22 protein-coding genes and 1 tRNA gene are annotated in these 20,476 nt (G+C 68.3%); 2 read left to right on the top strand and 21 right to left on the bottom strand.

Annotated elements, in window-relative coordinates; all coding sequences use genetic code 11:
* Positions 1-26 precede the first annotated feature (26 nt).
* Positions 27-875, bottom strand: a complete 849-nt coding sequence (locus tag ACS5PM_RS20180) for a TauD/TfdA dioxygenase family protein (RefSeq protein ID WP_439389743.1) — start codon at positions 873-875, stop codon at positions 27-29.
* 159 nt (positions 876-1,034) lie between these two features.
* On the opposite strand from ACS5PM_RS20180, the gene ACS5PM_RS20175 reads away from it, so the two are divergent.
* Complete coding sequence (locus tag ACS5PM_RS20175; protein WP_439389477.1) at positions 1,035-2,039, top strand: AraC family transcriptional regulator; 1,005 nt, start codon at positions 1,035-1,037, stop codon at positions 2,037-2,039.
* Between the two features lie 5 nt (positions 2,040-2,044).
* On the opposite strand, the gene ACS5PM_RS20170 is transcribed toward ACS5PM_RS20175, so the two are convergent.
* From ACS5PM_RS20170 to ACS5PM_RS20075, 20 genes are all read right to left on the bottom strand, one after another.
* Positions 2,045-2,668 carry a glutathione S-transferase C-terminal domain-containing protein gene (locus tag ACS5PM_RS20170; RefSeq protein WP_439389476.1) on the bottom strand — a complete coding sequence of 208 codons (624 nt, stop codon included), beginning with the start codon at positions 2,666-2,668 and terminating at the stop codon, positions 2,045-2,047.
* A gap of 14 nt (positions 2,669-2,682) precedes the next feature.
* The gene (locus ACS5PM_RS20165) at positions 2,683-3,657 is read right to left on the bottom strand and encodes a quinone oxidoreductase family protein (protein ID WP_439389475.1); all 975 of its coding nucleotides are present in this window, start codon (positions 3,655-3,657) and stop codon (positions 2,683-2,685) included.
* Between the two features lie 32 nt (positions 3,658-3,689).
* Positions 3,690-5,036: an MFS transporter gene (locus ACS5PM_RS20160; RefSeq protein ID WP_439389474.1), complete on the bottom strand. Its 1,347-nt coding sequence runs from the start codon at positions 5,034-5,036 to the stop codon at positions 3,690-3,692.
* A gap of 25 nt (positions 5,037-5,061) precedes the next feature.
* Positions 5,062-6,081 (bottom strand): porin, encoded by a 1,020-nt coding sequence (locus tag ACS5PM_RS20155; protein ID WP_439389473.1) that lies wholly within the window; start codon positions 6,079-6,081, stop codon positions 5,062-5,064.
* Positions 6,082-6,223: 142 nt separating this feature from the next.
* Entirely contained in the window at positions 6,224-7,243 is a 1,020-nt protein-coding gene (locus ACS5PM_RS20150) for a YeiH family protein (RefSeq protein ID WP_439389472.1), read from the bottom strand.
* A gap of 163 nt (positions 7,244-7,406) precedes the next feature.
* Positions 7,407-7,724 (bottom strand): flagellar hook-basal body complex protein FliE, encoded by a 318-nt coding sequence (fliE, locus tag ACS5PM_RS20145; protein WP_439389471.1) that lies wholly within the window; start codon positions 7,722-7,724, stop codon positions 7,407-7,409.
* The gene (locus ACS5PM_RS20140; RefSeq protein WP_439389470.1) at positions 7,721-8,149 is read right to left on the bottom strand and encodes a flagellar basal body rod protein FlgC; all 429 of its coding nucleotides are present in this window, start codon (positions 8,147-8,149) and stop codon (positions 7,721-7,723) included. Before ACS5PM_RS20140 ends, fliE begins: the two co-directional genes overlap by 4 nt.
* 17 nt (positions 8,150-8,166) lie before the next feature.
* Positions 8,167-8,520, bottom strand: a complete 354-nt coding sequence (locus tag ACS5PM_RS20135) for a flagellar basal body rod protein FlgB (protein WP_439389469.1) — start codon at positions 8,518-8,520, stop codon at positions 8,167-8,169.
* A gap of 25 nt (positions 8,521-8,545) precedes the next feature.
* Positions 8,546-9,700: a flagellar basal body P-ring protein FlgI gene (locus ACS5PM_RS20130; protein ID WP_439389468.1), complete on the bottom strand. Its 1,155-nt coding sequence runs from the start codon at positions 9,698-9,700 to the stop codon at positions 8,546-8,548.
* A gap of 2 nt (positions 9,701-9,702) precedes the next feature.
* On the bottom strand, positions 9,703-10,314 hold the full coding sequence (locus ACS5PM_RS20125; protein ID WP_439389467.1) for a flagellar basal body L-ring protein FlgH: 612 nt from the start codon (positions 10,312-10,314) through the stop codon (positions 9,703-9,705).
* A complete protein-coding gene (gene flgA / locus ACS5PM_RS20120) occupies positions 10,311-11,066 on the bottom strand; it encodes a flagellar basal body P-ring formation chaperone FlgA (RefSeq protein WP_439389466.1) in 756 nt (251 codons plus the stop codon). The genes ACS5PM_RS20125 and flgA overlap by 4 nt, the downstream gene beginning before the upstream one ends.
* A 50-nt stretch (positions 11,067-11,116) precedes the next feature.
* A complete protein-coding gene (gene flgG / locus ACS5PM_RS20115; protein WP_439389465.1) occupies positions 11,117-11,899 on the bottom strand; it encodes a flagellar basal-body rod protein FlgG in 783 nt (260 codons plus the stop codon).
* A 45-nt stretch (positions 11,900-11,944) separates the two neighbouring features.
* Positions 11,945-12,712 carry a flagellar hook-basal body protein gene (locus tag ACS5PM_RS20110; protein WP_439389464.1) on the bottom strand — a complete coding sequence of 256 codons (768 nt, stop codon included), beginning with the start codon at positions 12,710-12,712 and terminating at the stop codon, positions 11,945-11,947.
* Positions 12,713-12,732: 20 nt separating this feature from the next.
* Positions 12,733-14,823: a flagellar biosynthesis protein FlhA gene (locus ACS5PM_RS20105; RefSeq protein WP_439389463.1), complete on the bottom strand. Its 2,091-nt coding sequence runs from the start codon at positions 14,821-14,823 to the stop codon at positions 12,733-12,735.
* Positions 14,820-15,932, bottom strand: a complete 1,113-nt coding sequence (locus ACS5PM_RS20100) for an EscU/YscU/HrcU family type III secretion system export apparatus switch protein (RefSeq protein ID WP_439389462.1) — start codon at positions 15,930-15,932, stop codon at positions 14,820-14,822. The genes ACS5PM_RS20105 and ACS5PM_RS20100 overlap by 4 nt, the downstream gene beginning before the upstream one ends.
* Complete coding sequence (locus tag ACS5PM_RS20095) at positions 15,923-16,708, bottom strand: flagellar biosynthetic protein FliR (RefSeq protein WP_439389461.1); 786 nt, start codon at positions 16,706-16,708, stop codon at positions 15,923-15,925. Before ACS5PM_RS20095 ends, ACS5PM_RS20100 begins: the two co-directional genes overlap by 10 nt.
* 36 nt (positions 16,709-16,744) lie before the next feature.
* On the bottom strand, positions 16,745-17,014 hold the full coding sequence (locus ACS5PM_RS20090; protein ID WP_439389460.1) for a flagellar biosynthetic protein FliQ: 270 nt from the start codon (positions 17,012-17,014) through the stop codon (positions 16,745-16,747).
* A 487-nt stretch (positions 17,015-17,501) separates the two neighbouring features.
* Positions 17,502-17,576, bottom strand: a tRNA-Asn gene (locus tag ACS5PM_RS20085).
* Positions 17,577-17,668: 92 nt separating this feature from the next.
* Positions 17,669-18,649: a tyrosine-type recombinase/integrase gene (locus ACS5PM_RS20080; protein WP_439389459.1), complete on the bottom strand. Its 981-nt coding sequence runs from the start codon at positions 18,647-18,649 to the stop codon at positions 17,669-17,671.
* A 415-nt stretch (positions 18,650-19,064) separates the two neighbouring features.
* Positions 19,065-19,340 carry a hypothetical protein gene (locus ACS5PM_RS20075; protein WP_439389458.1) on the bottom strand — a complete coding sequence of 92 codons (276 nt, stop codon included), beginning with the start codon at positions 19,338-19,340 and terminating at the stop codon, positions 19,065-19,067.
* 227 nt (positions 19,341-19,567) lie between these two features.
* Here ACS5PM_RS20075 and ACS5PM_RS20070 point away from each other — a divergent pair, with 227 nt between their 5' ends.
* Positions 19,568-20,476 (top strand): HTH-type transcriptional regulator ArgP, encoded by a 909-nt coding sequence (locus tag ACS5PM_RS20070; protein ID WP_439389457.1) that lies wholly within the window; start codon positions 19,568-19,570, stop codon positions 20,474-20,476.

Genomic DNA, 20,476 nt, shown 5'->3' with positions numbered 1-20,476 from the left:
GCAACAACGAGACTGCGCGCCCGGTGTCAGAACGGCCGGTCGCCCATGATCGCCGCACGCTCCATCTTGCGATGGCAAGGCGGGTAGTCCATCACCGCATAGTGCTGTGTCGAGCGGTTGTCCCAGAACGCGACGCTGTTGGGCTTCCAGCGCCAGCGGACCTGGAACTCGGGGACATAGGCCTGGCTGATCAGGTAGGCCAGGAGTTGGCCGGCGCCGGGGTTGGCGTCCTGGCCGAAGCGGACGTTGGCCGGCGTGTGGTAGTTCGTCAGGTGAGTGGCGAAGGCGTTGACGAAGAGCACCTTCTCGCCGGTCTCGGGGTGGGTGCGCACGACAGGATGCTCCGCGTCGGGGAACTGGGCCTTCAGCGCCAGGCGCCTTTCGATCGGCATCGCGGCGCCGAAGCTGGCCTCGATGCTGTGGCGCGCGCGCAGGCCGTCGATCTTGTGCTTCACGTCGTCGGGCAGGCGGGCATAGGCCTCGACCATGTTGGCCCACATCGTGTCGCCGCCGACCGGCGGACACTCCACGCAGCGCAGCACGCAGCCGAACGGCGGCTTCTCGCGCCAGGTCGCGTCGGTGTGCCAGGCGTTCTCGTAGCGGTCGTTGGGCGACTCGGGCGACTTGTAGATCCGCACCAGGCCGGGATGCTCGGGGTCGCTGCCGGCCACGGGATGCTCCTCCAGCTCGCCGAAGCGGCGCGCGAAGGCCACGTGCTGGGCCCGCGTGAAGGTCTGGTCGCGCAAGAACAGCACCCTGTGCTTCAGCAGCAGCGCGCGCACTTCGCCCAGCAGCGCGTCGTCTTCCGCGACGATGCCGAGGTCGATGTTCGAAAGCTCGGCGCCGATGGTGCAGGTCAGCGGCTCGACGCGGATCGAATCCTTCAGCGCGCCGGCGCGCACGATGGCGGGGGCGGTCGCCGCGGGGGTGTTGCTCATGGCCAGGTCTCCTGTCGCTCGTTGGCAGGGTCCAGTGTGAGGAAGCCGTGTTGACCCGGCTTGACGCGCCAGGACGCCAACTTACCATTGCGCGACATGCAGAACCTGGTGCGGGCCGCGAGCCTGACGAACTACGCCGAGGTGGCGCTCAGCGCCGGGCTGGACCCGAACCGCCTGCTGATGGACGCCGGCCTGTCGCCGGGCATGCTGGCCGACCCCGACCTGAAGCTTCCGGCCGAAAGGGTGGCGCAACTGCTCGATCAATCGGCCCGCCTGTCCGGCATCGAGAGCTTCGGCTTGCGGATGGCCGAGACGCGGCAGTTGTCCAACCTCGGCCCGGTGGGCCTGCTGATCCGGGACCAGCCGACGTTGCGCGATTCGATCGCGGTGCTGATCCGCTACCACGCGGCGCTGAACGGCTCGTTGTCGCTGATGCTCGAGGAATCAGCCGGCGTGGTGGTGGTGCGGGAGGAGATCGTCGTCGCCCCCGGGGTGCCGGTGCGGCAGGCGATCGAGATGGCCATAGGCGTGCTGCTGCGCTTGATGCGGCGCGTGCTGGGGCAGGAGTGGCGCCCGCGCCGAGTCTGCTTCACCCACTCCGCGCCGAAGGACATCCACACGCACCTGCGCGTGTTCGGACCCTGCGTCGAATTCGGCCACGACTTCAACGGCATCGTCTGTTCGAGATCCGACCTCGACGCGAAGAACCCGAGTGCCGACCCGCTGATGGCGCGCTACGCCCAGCGCCTGCTCGACGAGGCGGTGCCGGTGGACGAATCGCGCAGCGTGCTGGAAGACGTGCGCCGCACCGTGCTGCTGCTGCTGCCCTCGGGCCGTTGCAGCATCGACCTGGTGTCAGAGCACCTGGGGCTGGTCTCGCGCACGGTGCAGCGCCGGCTGGCCGAACAGGGCCTGAGCTTCTCCGAGCTGGTGAACCAGATCCGCACCGAGCTGGCCACGCGCTACGTCACGCAGAGCGACCGCGCATTGATCGACGTCGCGGCGTTGCTGGGCTTCTCCGCGCCCAGCGGCTTCTCGCGCTGGTACCAGGGCCAGTTCGGCTGCAGCCCGTCGCAAAGCCGGGCGGCCCGGTCCGGCTGAGGCGATCAGGCGGCCAGGGCGGTTTCATTCGCCAGCGCGGCTTGCACTGCCGGCTGTGCATGGAAGGCCGAGCGGAAGCGAACGAGGCCCTCGAGTTCGTCGAAGGGCGCGCCGAGCGGCACGATCCAGCGCGCGAAGACGCCGAGGTAGGCATCCGCGATGGTGAAGCGGCCGCCTTCGAGCCACTGCTCGCGCAGCAGCCGGCGGTCGAGATGGCGCAGTGCGGTGAAGAGCTGCTCGCGGCCCCGGGCTCGGATGGCTGCGTGCATCGCCGGATCGCTCGAGTAGCGCTCGGGGCGGTTGATCGGCCGGAAGGCCGCCGCGTGCACCTCCGAATTGATGTAGCCGATCCAGGCCTGGATGCGCGCGCGCTCGGCGCTGCCGGCCGGCGCGAACAGGGGCGTGCCGGGGCGCTGGTCGGCGAGGTAGGGCAGGATGGCCGAGTTCTCGGTCACCACGCATTCGCCGGACAGCCACAGCGCCGGCACCCGGCCCAGCGGGTTGACCTGATGGATCGGCGAATCGGGCTGGCGCAGCGGCACGCTGACGATCTCGACCGGCAGCTCGAGCGCGTGCACGATCACCTCGGCGCCCAGGCAGCAGGCGCCGGGGGAGACGTAGAGCTTCATCGTGTCGGCCCTCGTCAGGGCACCAGGATCGTCGCGCCAATGGTCTGGCGCGATTCGAGCAGGCGATGGGCCTCGGCGGCTTCGGCCAGCGGCAGCACCTGCTGCGGCTCGCTCCTGATGTGGCCCTGCAGCACCAGGTCGAACAGCTCGTCGGCCATCTTCAGCAGGTTCGGGCGCGGCAGGGCGTAGTCGACCATCGCCGGCCGCGTGACCCAGAGCGAGCCCTTCATCGCGAGCAGCGTCACGTCCATCACCACCGGCCCCGAGGTCGTGCCGTTGCTGACGAGGGTGCCCTTCTTCTGCAGGCAGTCGAGCGAGCCCATGAAGGTGTCCTTGCCGACCGAGTCGAAGACCACCGGCACGCCCTTGCCGTCGGTGATCTCCTTGACGCGTTCGACGAAGTTCTCCCTGTTGTAGTTGATGACGTGGGTGCAGCCGTGGGCCTTGGCCACGGCCGCCTTCTCGTCCGAGCCCACGGTGCCGATCATCGTCACGCCCAGCGCCTTGGCCCACTGGCAGGCGATCAGGCCGACACCGCCGGCCGCGGCGTGGTAAAGGATCGTGTCGCCGGCCTTGAGCGGGAAGACCTGGCGAAAGAGGTACTGCGCCGTGAGCCCCTTCATGATGATCGTCGCCGCCGTGCGGTCGGAGATGCCGTCGGGCAGCTTGATCAGCACCTCGGCCGGCATCACGCGCGCCTCCGAGTAGGCCCCCAAGGGGCCGAGCATGTAGCCCACGCGGTCGCCCGGCGCCAGGTAGGCCACGCCTTCGCCGACGGCCTCGACCACGCCCACCGCGTCCGAGCCGAGTCCGCTTGGCAGCGAGGGAGTGGGGTAGCGGCCGATGCGGAAGTAGATGTCGATGAAGTTGACCGCGATGCCGGTGTGGCGCACGCGCACCTGGCCAGGGCCGGGCTCGCCGACCTCGACGTTCTCGAGCCTGAGCACTTCGGGGCCGCCGGTCTGGTGGAAGCGAATGGCCTTGGTCATGGGAATCTCCAGGGGAAAGTGGGGGAACGGGGTCAGGCGGTGGCCGGCGTGCCGGGCAGGGAGGGCGCGTCGTCGCCTTCGGCGGCCAGGCGGATGCTGGCCAGGGCGGACACTTCGGCTTCGTAGCTCGCCGCGGCCCTGACGAACAGCAGCGCGGCGATGGCGCTGAAGGCGGGGATCACGCTCAGCGCGGTCGGCAGGCCCCACTGGTCGGACAGCACGCCGGCCACGAAGGGGCCCAGCGCCAGGCCGAGCAGGTTCTGGAACAGCGACAGCACCGCGGCACCGGTCGAGCGAACGGCCGGGTGCACGACATCGATCACCACCGAAGCGATCGGGCCCACGCTGCAGGTCATCACGAAGCCTCCGATGACGATCCAGGCCAGCTGGTGTTCGGCCGGCGCGGCGCCGAAGGCATAGGCCAGCAGGGCCAGCGACACGAGGCACAGCAGCGCGACGGCCAGCAGCTTGTTGCGCAGGCGGCGCTGCGCCAGCCGGTCGACCACCAGGCCCCAGACGAAGCTGCCGAGCGCGCCGGCGAGAACGACCAGCGCGGCATGCTTGCCGGCCTGGTCGGGCGCCATGCCATGCACGCGGTTGAGGAAGCTCGGCAGCCAGGACCAGACGGCCGACACGACGATCAGCTGCATGGCCGCGCCGAGGCAGGCCCACAGCAGGGTCCGCGAGCGCAGCATCGCCTGGGCAATGTGGCGAACCACGCTGCCCGCTGACGAAGTGGCGCGCTCCAGCTTCGCCGTCAGCGGCACGGTGCGGTAATCGCGCACCAGGACGTACGCCAGAGCCAGCACGAGGCCGGGCAAGCCGACGACACCGAAGGCGGCCTTCCAACCCCAGCGTGCAGCGATCAGGCCGCCCAGCAGCACCCCCAGCACCGAGCCGAGCGAGGCGGCGGCGAAGAAGGCCCCGAGCAGGGCCGAGCGCAGGCGCGCCGGGAAGAGGCTGGCGATCAGGGCCGCGCCGACCGAGCCGTAGCCCGTCTCGCCGGCGCCAACCGCGGCCCGCGCGGCGAACAGCTGGCCATAGCCGCTGCAGAACATGCACGAGATGGTGGCCACGCTCCATAGCGTGGCCATCAGCACGATGCTGCGCACGCGGCTGAAGCGATCGGCCAGCAGCGCGACAGGGATGGCACCGAGGGCGACCACGATCGAGATGATCGAGACCAGGCCTCCGAGCTGCTTGTCGCTCAGGCCCCAGTCGGCCTTCAGGTAGGGGAACAGCGAGACGATGACTTGCCGGTCGATGTAGTCGAACAGCATCAGGCCGAAGGTCATCGCGAAGGCGAACCACGCATGGCCGGGGCGCACCAGCCATCCGTGGTGGGCGGGGGCGCGGTCGTCGATGGCATGCAGGTGCATCGTCGTGCCTCTTGGTGTCGGTGGGTCAGAAGGCGTGGCGGATGCCGAGGTCGACGCCGTTGGCGCCTTCGTTCGGGCCCGTCACCGCGCCGTTGACTGCCGCGGCGGCGCCGTGGCTGTTCGCGAGGTGGGCGTACTGTCCGTACAGCGCCGTGCGCTTCGAAAGGTTGTAGACGAAGCCCACGCCGGCGCGCTGCGTGCTGCCGATCTCGACGCCGCCGGGCGACTTCAGCACCGAGCGGGCAATCGAGGCCTTCAGGTCGAGCACGCCGACGGTGTACGTGCCGCTCACCTGCACGCCATGGCTGTCCGGCCCGTTGCCGCTGTTGGCACGGTCATACAGGCCATACAGCGTGAAGGCGCCGAAACTGTAGCGCGCGCCGAGGGTGAACGCGTCGAGGTCGTCGAGCGCCGGGTTGTAGTAGCGCGCGAAGGCCGCGGTCGTCGACAGGCTGCCGCCCTGCCACGTCAGGCTCAGGCCGGTGTACTTGCCCCCGGTGGGCGAGCCCTCGTTGGCACTGACCATCGCCGTCAGCGCGAAGCCGCCGAGGGTGTTGGGCGTGAGGTAGCTGACGGAGTTGGCGGCGCGGATGCTGGCCGGCTGGGCGAACTCCATCGAGCCCAGGAGCACCTGCTGCGCGGCGACGCCCTGCGGGCCGAAGGCATCGTAGGTGGCGTGGACCAGGAAGGTGGGGGTGTACTGGCGGCCGAGGTTCACGTCGCCGAAGCGACTGCCCAGGCCCACGTAGGCCAGGCGGTTCCAGAACAGGCCCGGCGCGGGCGAGGCTTGCATGCCGGTGTCGCTGTTCAGGCCGTGCTCGATGACGAAGTTGGCCTTCAGGCCGTCGCCGAGGTCTTCGGTGCCCCGGAAGCCGAGGCGGCTGCCCATCAGGCCGCCGGTGCCTACCTGCTTGTTGTCACTGACCGAGCCGCTGCCCCAGCCGAGGTTGGTATCCAACACGCCGTAGATGTTGACGCCCGACTGGGCATGGGAAGCTCCGGCGAGGGCGAACAGCGCGGCGCAGGCGAGGAAGTGACGGTTCATTCGGCTTGTCTCCGGGGGGATGGGTAGGTGTGGCCATTGTTCGAATCCACCCCGGCGGGCGATGCCCATTCGGCGACGCGCGCTTGCCGTTTGACGACAGCCAGGGTGAACCCCGACGCCGGATGTGCGCCCGTCCCCGCTTTCAGTTCACCCAGCGCAGCGCCGCCAGCACCAGCGCGGCCAGGAACACCGTCTCGCCGACCATCAGCACGATGGGCTTCAGGCCCACCGTGGCCAGCTCCTTCAGCTGGGTCTTCATGCCGATGGCGGCGATGGAGGCCACCAGGCACCAGCGCGACGCATCGCTGCCCGCCTGCTGCACGGCCGCCGGCACCCAGCCGGTGCTGTTGACGAGCACCAGCAGCGCGAAGCCGAGCGCGAAGCCCGGCAGCAGCGGCGGCCGAGGGCCCGCCGACTCGCCCGTGCTGCGCTCGCGCGCGCGCGTCAGCGCCGAGGCGAAGATGATCACCGGCAGCAGCATCGCCACCCGCATGAGCTTGACAAGCGTGGCCACGTCGCCGGCCTCGTGCGAAATCCCGTAGCCCGCGCCGACGACCTGTGCCACGTCGTGGATCGTGCCGCCGAGGAACATCCCGGCCAGCCGGTCGTCCAGCCCGGCCCAGCGGGCGACCATGGGGTAGACGATCATCGCCAGCGTCGACAGCGCGCTGACGCCGATCACCGTGAAAAGGGTGGCCTTTTCCTTCTGGGCGTGGGCCGGCATCGCGGCCGAAAGCGCCAGCGCCGCCGAGGCGCCGCAGATGGCCGTGGCGCCGCCGGTGAGCAGGCCGAACAGGGTCTGGAAGCCCATCAGCCGCGCGACCAGCATCGACAGGCCTATGGTCAGCACGACCAGCAGCACCACGCCCAGCACCGGCTGCCAGCCCAGCGCGGCCACCTGCGAAGCGGTGATGCGCAGGCCCAGCAGCGCCACGCCGAGCCTGAGCACGACGCGGGCGCTGAACTCGATGCCGGGGCCGCAGACGTGGTCGCCCGAGAGGAAGTTCATCGCCAGCCCGAGCAGCAGCGCGAACAGCATCACCGGCGCGCCGTAGTGCTGCGAAAGAAAGGTGGCCGCCGAGGCGACCACCGCGCTGGCCAGCAGGCCGGGCAGCAGGGTGCGGGCGCGCGGCGCCCAGGAGGTCAGGGCGAGGGCGTCCATCGGGGGGCCTTTTCAGTGGGCGGTGGGCAGGGGGTGGTCCCTGAACTGCTCGCGCAGGCGGTTCTTCAGCATCTTGCCGGTCGCGCCGAGTGGGATCGACTCGACGAAGACGACGTCGTCGGGCGTCCACCACTTGGCGATCTTGCCCTCGAAGAAACCAGGCCTACACCTGCATCCGCATCACGTCCTGGTAGGACTCGAGCAGCCGGTTTCGCACCTGCAGCATCAGCTGGAACGACAGGCGCGACTCCTCCATGCGCAGCATCACCTGGTGCAGGTTGCCGACGTCGCCCGCGGCCAGGCGCTGCATGTCCACCTGGGCGTCGAGCAGCGTGCCGTTGACCTGCTCCAGGCCCTGGGTGACCAATTGGCCGAAACCACCGCCCTGGGCAGCCTGCGTGACGGCCGGAAGGGCCGCGGGGCCGGTGGCCTCGACCGCGGGCAGCGCCGCGACGGGCGCGAGGAAGTCCGGAAAGCTCATTGCGCACCTCCGATCTCCAGCGCCTTCAGCGCCATCGCGCGGGTCATGTTCATCGCCGCCACGTTGGCCTCGTAGGCCCGCATCGCGCCCATCATCGTGAGCATCTCGGAGGTGTGGTCGACAGCGGGGTAGCGGACGAAGCCCTTGTCATCGGCCAGCGGGTGGCCCGGCTCCAGCACCTGGCGCGTCGTGGCGAGCGTCGGCTCGACGCTGACGGAAGGTGCCTGCATCCATTGCTCGAACTGCGTGCCGAACGGCGTGACGCCGGCGGCACCGCGTGCGACCACCTGCATCGGGCGATAGCCCTCGCCGTTGACGCCGACGGCCACGTTCGCGTTGGCCAGGTTCATGGCCGCGACGTCGGCGCGCAGGCGCTCGATGTCCATGCCGACCGCGGAGATCGCGAAAGGATTGGGAGTTGCCATGGGAATGTCCTTGAAGGTCAGCGCTTGCCGTCGCTGACCGCGCTGGCCAGCACCGACAGGTGGCGGTTGAGCGCCTTGAGCAGCGCCTGGTAGTGCGCGCCGTTCTGGGCCATGGCCGCGACCTCGCTGTCCAGGCGCACCGCGCCGTCGACGCTCAGGCCGACTTGCGGCTCGAGCCGCGCAGAGACCGGCGCGCCGTCGCCTGCGGCGGCGTCCAGCGCCACCTCGAAGCTCACTCGCTGCGCCTGAAAGCCCGGCGTGTTGGCATTGGCGATGTTGTTGGCGATCACCTGCTGGCGGATCGCGGCCGCGTCCAGCGCGGTGGTGAGGGCGGGCAGGGTGAGCGCCTCGATGCCGTTGATCGTGTTCATGCTTGTCGTCCTGAAGAGGGCACCGTCACTGCACCACCAGCTCGGCGTGCAATGCGCCCGCGGCCTTGACGGCGCGGAGGATGGAAATGATGTCGCGCGTGTTGGTGCGCATGCGGGCCAGCGCCTGCACCAGGTCGGCCACCGTGTTGCCGCTGGCCACGAAGCCGGCGCCGCTCTCGGTCACGTCCATCTGGCTGTTGGTGACCAGGGCCGTGCGGGCACCGGAGGCGTTGCTGCCGATCAGCACCGGCTGCGAGACCGAGGTCTCGGCCGCGATCGACACGCGCAGGTCGCCATGCGAGACCGCCACGCGCTGGATGCGCACGTCGCCGCCGGCCACGACGGTGCCGGTGCGCTCGTTGATCACCACCTTGGCCCGCCGGTCCGGCTCGACCCAGACGTTCTCGATGCGGGCGAGAAAGGCCACCGGCCGCGAGCGGTCGTCCTCGGGGATGCGGATCTCGATGCCCGAGGCGTCGCGCGGCTCCGCCACCCCGGCGCCCAAGGCTTGGTTGATGGCGTCGGCCACGCGCATGGCGGTGGTGTAGTCCGGGTTGCCGAGCACGAAGGTGACCTGGCGGGTCTCGCCAGGCGTGCGGGGCATGCCCACCTCGACCGTCGCCCCGCCGGGGATGGAGCCGACCGTGGGGTGGTTCTTCTGCACCACGTTGCCGTTGGCGTCGTAGCGGTAGCCGCCGACCGACAAGGGGCCCTGGGCCAATGCATAGGTGCGGCCGTTCGCAGCGCGCAGCGGTGTCATCAGCAGGGCGCCGCCGACGAGGCTTCTGGCATCGCCGCTGGAGGTCACGGTCACGTCCAGCGTGTCGCCCTCGCGTGCCAGCACCGACAGCGAAGCGGTCACCATCACCACCGCCACGTTCCGGCTTTGCACCTGGTCGGGCGGGATCTCCTGGTTGAACTGCGACAGCAGGTTGGACAGAGCCTGGCGCGTGGCCCGGTTCGAAGGCGAATCGCCGGTGCCGGCCAGGCCGGTGACCAGGCCGTAGCCGACCAGCGCGTTGTCGCGCCAGCCTTGCAGCCGGCCCAGGTCCTTGACGCGCACCGTGCCGTCGGCGGCTGCGGTCGCCGGAGCCGTCACCGCCATGGCGGGCAGCAGCACGCCCAGCAGGGCCGCCAGCAGCAGGCGCTGCACGAGTGCATTGAACGAGGTCAGTCGCATGGTCAGAAGCCCAGCCAGTCGGTCACCTGGCGCCACCACGCCGGCTTCTGGCGATCGGCCAGGTGGCCTTCGCCGACGTAGGTGATGTCGGCATCGGCGATGCGCGTGGACAGCACCACGTTGGCCTCGGAGATGTCCTGCGGCCGCACGCGGCCGGTCACGGCGATGCGCTGGCGCTCGTCATTGATGGTCAGCTGCTGCTCGCCGGCCACCAGCAGGTCGCCGTTGGGCAACACGTCGCGGATGGAGACGGTGAGCTGCGCCACCAGGCGGCCGTCGCGCGCCGTGCGGCCGCCGCCGTCGAAGTCGCCCCCCACGCTGGCATTCGCGCTGGCGTGCCGGCTGCGGTGGTAGTCGAGCGACAGGTCGACGCCGAGGTTGTTGCGCCGCTGCGTGCCGGTGTCCGCGTTCGCCGCCGCCGTGGCGCTCTCGACGACCTGCACCGTCAGCACGTCGCCCACCCGGAACGCCTTGTGGTCCGCCGTCAGCGGACGAAACGTCGTCTCGTCGTACAGGCTCTGGGCACTCGCCGTCCCCGCGAGGAGGCCCAGGCTGCATGCCAGTGCCGCCGTCGCCACCCATCGCAGGGCGCGCCGCTGTTCGTTGTTCATCATCTCTGCAACTCCACCCGTCCCGGCGCGACCACGCGCGCCATGACAGGCCCTTGCGACGCGTCGACGCGCACTTGCACGTGCTGGCCGATCTCGCCGTCCTGAAGCGCACTGGCCGCGGCCAGGACTTCCACCACACCCATCCGGTGCACCAGTTCGACCCGCTCCCCGCGCGCCACGGCATGCGCAGGCGTGACCTGCGATGCGCCGAGGTATCGCCCGGCCATCACCGGGGCACGCAGCGACTGGCCCTCGGGGTCGCCCTGCCACGCGGGCTGGCCACCGGCCGCCACGTCCACCTCGCCGCGTTCGAGCAAGGTCTGCGACAGTCGCGTGCCAGCGGGCAGGTCGCGGACGGCCTTCCACCCGGCTTGCCAGGCCTGCACCTGCACCGGCACCAGCACGGAACGGCGCGTCGCGCCCGCCTGCCGGATGTCGACCCAGACCGCGATACGCGATGACCAGGCGAAGTCGCCCGGCAGCGCGCGTGCCGCCAGCTCGACAGCGCCGGCGTCGACCACCACGCCCCGCACGGCATCGCGGGGCATGGTGAGCTCCACCCGCGCGCCGCGGGCCTCGAGCAGGGGCTTGAGCGCCTGCTCGGCCGCCGCGAACAGCTCGGCCGGCGCCACCCACCGCTCGCTGGTGGCAAGCGCCGGCACATGGCCGAGCGCGGCGTCGCCGGCCGTAGCGCGATCGGCCACGGCCGCGCCTGCCAAAGGCGCGAGCAGCGCCAGCAAGGCGGCCGAGGCCATCTGGCGACTCGGCGGAACGAGGGCAGGGCAGGGCACGCTCTTCGACCCGTTCACTTGCGCAGGTTGTTGACCATGCCCAGCATCTCGTCGGAGGCCTGGACCACCTTGACGCTCGCCTCGTAGGCACGCTGCGCCACCATCAGGTTGACCATCTCCTCGACCATCTTCACGTTCGAGCCTTCGAGATAGCCCTGGCGGACGCTGCCCAAACCGTCCTGGCCGGCGCGCCCGGCGATCGGCTCGCCTGCGGCCTCGGTGGCGCGGAACAGGCCTTCGCCCAAGGGCTCCAGCCCCGAGGGCGCGATGAAGCGCACCAGCTCCAGCTGGCCGACCTCGACGGCCGTGGGATGACGCGCGGTCTTGATCTGCACCCGTCCGTCGGTCGTGATGGTCAGGTCCTGCACGTCGTCCGGGATGTTGATGCCGGGTTTCAGCGGCTGGCCGCTGGCCGCGGCCAGTTGCCCATCCTGCGAGACGCGCAGCGTGCCGCCACGCGTGTAGGCGCGGCTGCCGTCGGGCATCAGCACTTCGAGGAAGCCGTCGCCGGCGATCGTCACGTCGTAGGCGGAATCGGTCTTGCGTGCCTCGCCGGCGTCGAAGGAGCGCGCCACGTGCGCCACGGACACGCCGGTGCCACGCGTGGGCAGGGAGGCGTCGGCCTCTGCGGCATTGGCGGCGGCATCGGCTTGCTGCCGCGACACCAGGTCGGTGAAGCTCACGCGGGCCTTCTTGAAGCCGTTGGTGTTGACGTTGGCCAGGTTGTTGGCGATCGCGTCCACGTTCTGCTGCTGGGCATGCATGCCGGTGGCGGCGATCTGCAGGGCGTCGAACATCTGAGGGAGTCCTTGGTCAGTCAGTCTTGAGTAAAGCGGCAGGCGTCAGACTTCGCCCAGCTTGCGGATGGCGGTGCCCAGCATCTCGTCACGGCCCTGCACCACGCGCAACATGGCCTCGAAGTGGCGCACGCTGGTCGTGAGGCTCACCATCTCGTGTGCGCTGTCGACGTTGGCGTTCTCCAAGAAGCCCTGGCGCACGGCGACCTGGGCCGCCGGCAGCTCCTGGACCGCACCATCGGCCGCGTACAGGCCGCCGCCCAATGCGCGCAGTTGCTCGGCCTTGGCGTCGACGACGCGCAGTTGGGCGATCGGCTTGTCGTTGTCCAGCACGCGGCCGGCGGCGTCGATGCCGACGTGCTCGCTCGTCACGTTGATCTCGCCGCCCTGGCCGAGCAGCGCGTGGCCTTGCGGCGTGACCAGGCGGCCGCGGGCGTCGACCTGGAATTCGCCGCGGCGGGTATAGGCCGGGCCATGCTCGGTGGCCACTTCGAACAGGCCCGAGCCGGCCAGGGCCAGGTCGAGCGTGCGGCCGGTGGGGCGCAAGGTGGCGGGATGCATGTCGCGGCCGAGCGCGGCCTGGGGCAGGGGGGTGATGTCGGCCAGCGGCACGCCGCGCGCGTCAACGCCTTCCGCGCCCTGTTGCATCGCGGCCATGGCCTGCGCGAAGGCGCTCGGCGCGCCAGCGCGCTCGACCCACAGCTCGCGCTTGTAGCCCGGCGTCTGCACGTTGGCCAGGTTGGTGGCGACACGCTCGATGCGGGCCTGGTCGTTGCCGAGCGCGTTCAGGGTGATGGCGGAGATCGAGGTCATGGCTTCGGAGGTCGGTTCGGTCAGGCGGCTAGGGCGGTGCCCACCACGGCGTAGGAGCGCAGCTCCACCGTGTTCGGCACCTCGGTCATGGCCAGCACGCGCAGGTGCGGCAGCACCCGCTCGCTCAGCAGCCGCAGGTGGCGGCGCAGCTCCGGCGCGCACAGCAACACCGGCAGCAGGTTGCTCTTCATCATCCTCTCGGCCTGCTGCACCAGGCGCGACAGGAACTGCTCGGACAACAGCGGATCGACCGCCGGCCCGTGCTGGGCTTCGGCCTGGCGCAGGCCATGCAGCAGCTGGCCCTCGACCTGCGGGTCCAGCGTCAGCACTTGCAGCGTGTTGCCTTCGGCCACAAGCGACTGGCAGATCGCCGCGCCGAGGCGCTGGCGAACGCGCTCGACGAGCTGGCCCGCGTCCTTGGTCTGCCGGCCCGCGTCGGCCAAGGTCTCGAGGATGGCCTCCAGATGGCGGATGCTGACCTTTTCGCGCAGCAGGCCCTGGAGTACGCGCTGCACGTCGCTGACGGCCATCACCGTCGGGATCAGCTCTTCGACCAGCGAGGCCTGGGTCTTGCGGACACGTTCGAGCAGACGCTCGGTCTCGGCGCGGGTCATCAGCGTGGCCGCTTCACGACGCAGCACTTCGGTCAGGTGCGTCAGCAGCACCGTGTTGGCATCGACCAGGGTGTAGCGGGCGGCCGTGGCCGTCTCGCGTTGCCGGTGCTCTATCCACAGGGCGGGCAGGCCGTAGGTCGGGTCGCGCGTGGGTTCGCCCGGCACGGCCTTGAGGTCGCCAGCGGGGTGGATGGCGAGCAGGCGATCGGCGCGCGCTTCGCCCCGACCCACCGGCACGCCGTCGATGTGGATCTCGTACTGGTGCAGGGTCAGCTTCGCCGTGTCGCGAAAGCGCACGCGCGGCAGCACCACGCCGAACTCCAGCGCGTTCTGTTTGCGGAAGGCGGCAATGCGCTCCATCAACGGGCTGGCCGGCAGCGAGGCCTGCGCCGCCCAATGCGCACCGACATGCACCTCGATCGGCTCGACCTGGAGCGCGGCGTAGGGGTCGTCGCTCTCGCCGGCCGCGCCGTCGGCGGCGGAGTCCGACTCCAGCGGCGCAGCCGCCTCGCCCGCCGCACGCCGCGCCGCGGCGCGATAGGCCAGGAAGGCTGCCACGCCGACCCCCAGCAGCAGCACCAGCGCCGGCAGCGCCGGGATGCCCGGCATGGCCACCAGCACTAGCAGCGCGCAGGCCACCAGCAGCAGCGTCTTGGGGAAGGAGGTGATCTGGCGTAGCACCTCGCGGCTCAGGTTGCCGTCCGCCGCCGAGCGCGTGACGATGATGCCGGTGCCCACCGCGATCACCAGCGCCGGCACCTGGGTGACGATGCCGTCGCCTATGGTCAGCAGGGTGTAGGTCTTGAGCGCCTGGTCCCAGCGCATGCCGTTCTGCATCACGCCGATGACGACGCCGCCGACGATGTTGATCAGCAGGATCAGGATGCCCGCGATCGCGTCGCCCTTGACGAACTTGCTCGCGCCGTCCATGGCGCCGTAGAAGCCCGCTTCCTTCTCCAGGTTCTTGCGCCGGCGCTGGGCCTCGGCCTGGTCGATGAAGCCCATGTTCAGGTCCGCATCGATGCTCATCTGCTGGCCGGGCATGCTGTCCAGCGTGAAGCGCGCCGCCACCTCCGACACGCGCTGCGCGCCGTTCGTCACGACGACGTACTGCACCACGATCAGGATGAGAAAGACGATCAGGCCGATCACGTAGTTGCCGCCCACCACGTACGAGCCGATCGCGCCGATCACCTTGCCGGCGTCCGCCTGCGACAGGATCAGCCGCGTGGCCGCCACGTTGAGCGACAGGCGGAACAGCGTGGCGATCAGCAGCAGCGAAGGGAAGGTGGAGAACTCCACCGGCCGCGCCATATAGAAGGTCAGCAGCAGGATGAGGAAGGCGAAGCTGAAGTTCGACAGGATCAGGAAATCCAGCATCGCCGAAGGGATCGGCGTGAACAGCACCACCAGCACGCCCATCACGAGCGCGACCATGGCGATGTCGCTGTGGCGGCCCATCAGGCCGCCAGCCGCGGGGGCAGCACTCGTGCTCATGCGGCGGGCCTCTCAGCGCCGCCAAGGCGGGCGTTCTTCATGCTCAGCACCCACACCATCAGGCGGGCCACGTCCGGGTACAGCTCGGTGGGGATGGGCGCATCCAGCGGCGTCTTCGCGTGCAGCGCGCGCGCCAGCGTGGGGCTGCGCAGGACGGGGATGCGATGGCGCGCCGCGATGACGCGCATCACGGCTGCTAAGGCGCCGGCGCCCTTGCTCACCAGTACCGGCGCGGCCATCTCGCCGTGCCGGTACCGCAGCGCCACCGCGATGTGGGTGGGATTGGTGATCAGCACGTCGGCCTGGGCGGTGCGCTGCACGGCCACGCTTCGCTTGAGCAACTCGCGCCGCAGCTCGCGCAGTCGGGCGCGGATGCGCGGGTCGCCTTCGCGGTTCTTGTTCTCGTCGCGCATCTCGCGGCGGCTCATGCGCATGTTCTTGGCGAACTCTCGCTGCGTGTAGGCGTAGTCGAGCAGGGCGATGACGACCAGCGCCAACGCCACGCGCAGCGCCAGCGCGCCCAGGTCGCGCAGCAGCAGGCCGGCGTGGCCGTAGGGAGTGACGTCGCCCAGCTGTCCGAAGTGCGGCACCATGTCCCGCAGCGTGGAGCCGACCACGATCGCCAGCACGGTGAGCTTGATGAGCGCGCGGCCCGCGTCGAACAAGGTGCGCAGCGACATCACCCGCTTGAAGCCGGTCATCGGGTTCAGCCGGGTCCAGTCGGGCTTGACCGGATGCCAGGACCACACCGGCCCGGTCTGGCCGACGTTGGCCAGCACCGCCGCGATCATCAAGGCGCCCATCGCCGGCAGGACCAGCATCAGCCCGCTTTGCAGCACGTGGGCCGCGAGGTCGAAGAGCTGCCAGCCCGCCTGGGCACCACCGCCGGTGCCCGCCCGCGCGAAGCCGAGCAGGTGGCGATCGAACTTGAACAGCTCGACCAGGCTGTCCCAGCCTTTGGAATACAGCATCACCGTGCCGACCGTGAAGACCACGGCCGAGACGATGTCCGCGCTCTTGGCCACCTGGCCGCGCTTGCGCGCCTCGGCCAGCTTGTGCGGCGAGGCGGCCTCGTTGCGGTCGAGTTCCTGTTCGCCGTTCAGCGCCACAAGGCCCCCCACATCGAGAAGGTGCTGGCGTAGGCGCGTTGCATGACCGTGCCACTGCCCACGGCCCAAAGCCCCAGGGCCGAGAGACCGACCACCACCTTGATCGGCACGCCGACCACCAGCGTGTTCATCTGCGGCAGGTTGCGCGAAAGCACGCCCAAGCCCAGTTCGACCAGGGTGAGACAGAACACCACCGGAGCCACCATCGCGAAGCCGAGGCTGAACATCTGTCCGGCCTGTCGAACCACGGCGGGCAACAGCGGGCCCAAGGCCCAGGCGTGCCCGGGCGGCACCACCTCCAGGCTCAGCGCGACGCCGCGCAACAGTGCGTGGTGGCCGTCGAGCAGGAAGAAGCCGACGAGGGCGAGCTGGGTGAACACCGCGCTCAGGACGGGAAGCTGCTGCCGCGTCATCGGATCGAACACCTGGCCCATGCCGAAGCCGATCTGCACGTCGACCAGTCGTGCGCCGAAGCTGAAGACCGCGAACGCCAGGTTCAGCCCCAACGCCATCACCATGCCCAGCGCCGCCTCGCTCGCCGCTGCCGCCAACAGCGGGCCGAGGGCCGGCACGCCGGTCTCAGGACTGGATGGCAACGTTGTCACCGACGACGACGCTGCCGGAATGCCAGCAGCCAGCACCGCTGCCCAGCCCAGCACGACGGCCACGCGCACGGTCGGCGGCACCATGGCGCCGCCCAGCGGAGGCGCCATCAGGGCGAGCGCACCCAGCCGTATCGACAACAGCAACGCAGCGACGAGCCAACCTGCATCCATGCCAGGCAAGACGAGAAGGTGAAACGGAGGAGGGGGCTAGGACAACATCGCCGGGATCCCCGTCCACAAGCGGACGGAGAAGGCCGACAGGGTGCGCAGCATCCACGGGCCGAAGACCACGAGCGTCACCGCCGCGACCACCAGCTTGGGAACAAAGGTCAGGGACATTTCCTGAACCTGGGTGACGACCTGCAGCACGCTGATCAGCACGCCCACCAGCATCGTCAGCCCCAGCACGGGGGCGCACACCAGCAGCCCCGTCCAGAACAGATCACCCAACATCTGCAAAGCCACGTCTGCACGCATGGCAGCTCCCTCTTCTTTGTTTGTGGGCCCCTTACCGCACGAGGCCTATGGCGCGGGAGTCTACGGGCCGCGTACGGCCAAGACCATGGCAAGACTTGGCAACTCCATCAATTGTTTATCAATGTAAACGCCGAAGAGGATTGGTGAGGGTTGGCTGGCTGTTTGTTCAGTCACGCAGGCCACTGGGCCTAACCCCGATGGGGTGCGGCACGGGATGCTGCGGCTGGCCGTCTTCCCGAATGGGCTGTGGTCGCCAGCCGCTTGTGGAGGTCTGTCTTTCGTTGGGCGCGCATCCGGCATCAACGTGGCGCAAGCGCAGCAGTTCCATGCTGAGCCACTTCGTGCTCGACGTTCTGGAGCAGGCGCTGTGTGCACGACAACGCACTGGCGAGATGAGTTCTCTCGCTCGTGCTGTTTCGGTGCCGTTTGGGCACAGGTTTGGCCAAGAAAAAAGGCTTGCACGCGAGTGCAAGCCTTTTGTCTTGTTTGGCTCCCCGACCTGGGCTCGAACCAGGGACCTACGGATTAACAGTCCTAGTCGAAGAGCTGCACTGAACGGGGGTGCCTGAACGCCTGCGCAGCCTCTCAGACCAGATCCCACTACGTACGATTATGGCTTACCTATTTCGTCATGGTCAAACCTTCTTGCCACCGCTACAGCTTGTCCAGGGCACTGCGCATGTCGGTTAGCTCGACGTGGACGTACTGGTAGGTTGTCTTGATTGACGTGTGCCCAAGCAACTCTTGAACGACACGTAGGTTGGGAACCTTGTTCGCCAGAATCGTCGCAGTCGAGTGACGAAGCTTGTGCGCGCTGACCCGCTGCAACTCGCCATGGTGGCGCGCTACGTACTTGTGCAACCTCTGGAAGAACTGGTTGACGTTGTCGCTTCGCATGACGTTGGTGGCAAACAGGGTCCTCCAACGCGAGAAGATCGGCAGGCAGAAGACCTGGAAGACATCCAACGATGGCCCCCGGATCTCGACTGTTCGGTCGTGAAGCCTCAGGAGGTACGGGGCGAGTGCCGGGGGAATCGGAATGGTCCATTCCCGTCTGTTCTTGCTTGTCTCCGCACGTAGCGTGATCGTCATGGCCTTGAGATCCATGTCCGACCAGTTGAGCCCGACGAGCTGCCGCATTCGCATGCCGGTGAAGAAGAACGTTGCCAGTACACATCCCCAGAACCACTGGGGATGAAAGAGCTCGGTCGGCGCGCCCTTCGGACCAGGCTTGGAGGCTGTTTCAAGCAGATGTAGATAGGCTCCAACCTGTTGTCGCGACAGCGACTTCGGCGCACGTTTGGGGACCGGCGCGCGGCCGATATAGCGCAGCTCGTTGCGGGGCATCCACTCCATTCGAACCGCGAAGTTGAACAGGGTGGAGAGGTGCCCGTGCTCGGTGTTGTAGGTGGCAGCAGTCGCGCGCTGAAGCATGGCTTGCTTGAAGCCGGCCAGTGCATCCAACGTAATCGCGCTCAGCGCGACCCGCTTCGGGTCCGGGCGATCCGGGCTAACGTAGTTGGTGAGGTTTCGTACTGCCAATTCATATCGATCCTTCGACGCTTCAACGAGTGATCTGACCTTGAAATAACTGTCCAGTAGCGATCCGAGTGAGGGGTCATCGTCCTTGTGCATGCCAGCATGTCCCTTGAGATCTTGGCTGGGTGTGCGTCCCACAACACGACACACTTCGCCACCGCGCCCGAAGGCGCGGACGATGCGTACTTGGCGAGGAAGGAAGCCGGCGTACGAAGTCGCCTACTACAGGTACTGTTTGTGTAGGCGAACCGCAGTTTCAACAGCAAGGCAACCGTCACCGCCACTAAGAGCAAAGGGAAGGTTGGGTGCATCAAGTCCGGTCATCGCTGGATGATTCCCGACTAGCCCTTCGCTCTTCTAGCCTTGTCCGCATGACAAGGCTTTCCACAGCGCCGATCCCACGTGCCGACAGTAGGGGAGGAGCATTGCAACATAAATGCCCGCTCTCGTCGCGAATCCGTTGCTCCGCGGGACGAGAAGGTTCCAGTCGGAACCCGCGCTGTCGAGGGGATCACAGCGAAAGCGTTTCCAGAATCTGTCGTGGAGCGCCCTTGGTGCCCAGCTGCCGCGGAGGGCCCTGGCACCCCTTGGTCCGGTCGATGGCTGACATGGCCTGCCCAAGGGCATCGGCATGCGCACCAAGTTCATCGAAAGACGCTGGCCATCCATCAATGATGAACATCGGGGCGTCGTCAATCTGAAAGCCGCCGCGCCATTGCCCATCGCAGGAGCAAGCGTGGCTCGTGATGTCATGGCCGAGGTAGTTAAGCTTTTTCATCGCGATCAAGTTTCCCTGGCGTCCTCATGTTGATCTTCCCTCTTCAGGGGGATGGCCCTCTGGAGCCAACCCAACGGGTCCCATCAAGGCCGTCGCGATCTATGCAGGATCGACGCACCTTCCGATGGCGTTTCGAACTATGAGATTTACGACTTATGCTATCGGGCACTAACGGTCTGCTTGAGGGGTTTAGATTCTTTTGTCGCGGTGCAGCCCGACTGAACCAGGGGAGCAAATTGCTAGATCGTGATCAGCTGGAGACTTTTGCCGCCGTCATCGAAGAGAGCAGCTTTGAAAAGGCTGCTGCCGTTCTGAACGTTACGCGCGGCGCCGTCTCGCAGCGCGTCAAGGCGCTTGAGGAGTCGCTGTCCTCGGTACTCGTCATTCGGGAGAAGCCAGTGGTTCCCACGGCGGCCGGGGAGGTACTGTTGCGCCATGTCAAGGCGCTTCGCCTCCTTGAAGACGCTGCTCTTGCGCAGCTGATGCCGAAGGAGAGCAATCGGACGTCGGTGCCGATTGCTATCGCTGTGAATGCCGACTCGTTAGCGACCTGGTTTCCCAGGATCCTCTGGCCGCTGTTACTGCGCCGGCGCGTCGCTATCGAGATCGTCACGGACGATCAAGATCACACGCTAGGACGACTGGCGCGAGGCGAGGTGATCGGCTGCATTTCGACCGAGCAGCGTTCGGCGACAGGCTTTGTCGCAGAAGCTCTTGGAGCTATGGAGTACCGCTGTTATGCGACGCCTGGGTTCGCGGAGCAGCACTTTCGCGGTGGTCTCTCGGTGCAGGCGGCACTCACCGCGCCTGCCGTGCTGTTCAATCGCAAGGATTCACTGCACGACGACTTCTTGGAACGTGTATTCGGCTTTAGGGTGGATCGCTACACGAGGCACTACTTGCCTGCGCCGAATGCGCTCTTAGAAGGTGTTCTCTCAGGCGTCGGCTACGGCCTCGTGCCCACGGTACAGGCGCGCCAGTTCGCGGACCTTGGCCAACTAGTCGACCTTGCGCCTGCGATGCCGGTTCTTGTCATGCTGTACTGGCATCACTGGGAAGTCGAGCCGCCCCTATCCCAGGAGATCACTGGGCTCATCGTCGAGGAAGCTCGGCGCAGTCTTGTCGCGCATGAGCCCCAGCTTTAG

This window comes from Ideonella flava (assembly GCF_051857595.1).
Taxonomy (GTDB): domain Bacteria; phylum Pseudomonadota; class Gammaproteobacteria; order Burkholderiales; family Burkholderiaceae_C; genus Ideonella.
Note: the sequence above shows the minus strand (reverse complement) of the source record. Positions and strands in the feature narration are given on the sequence as shown.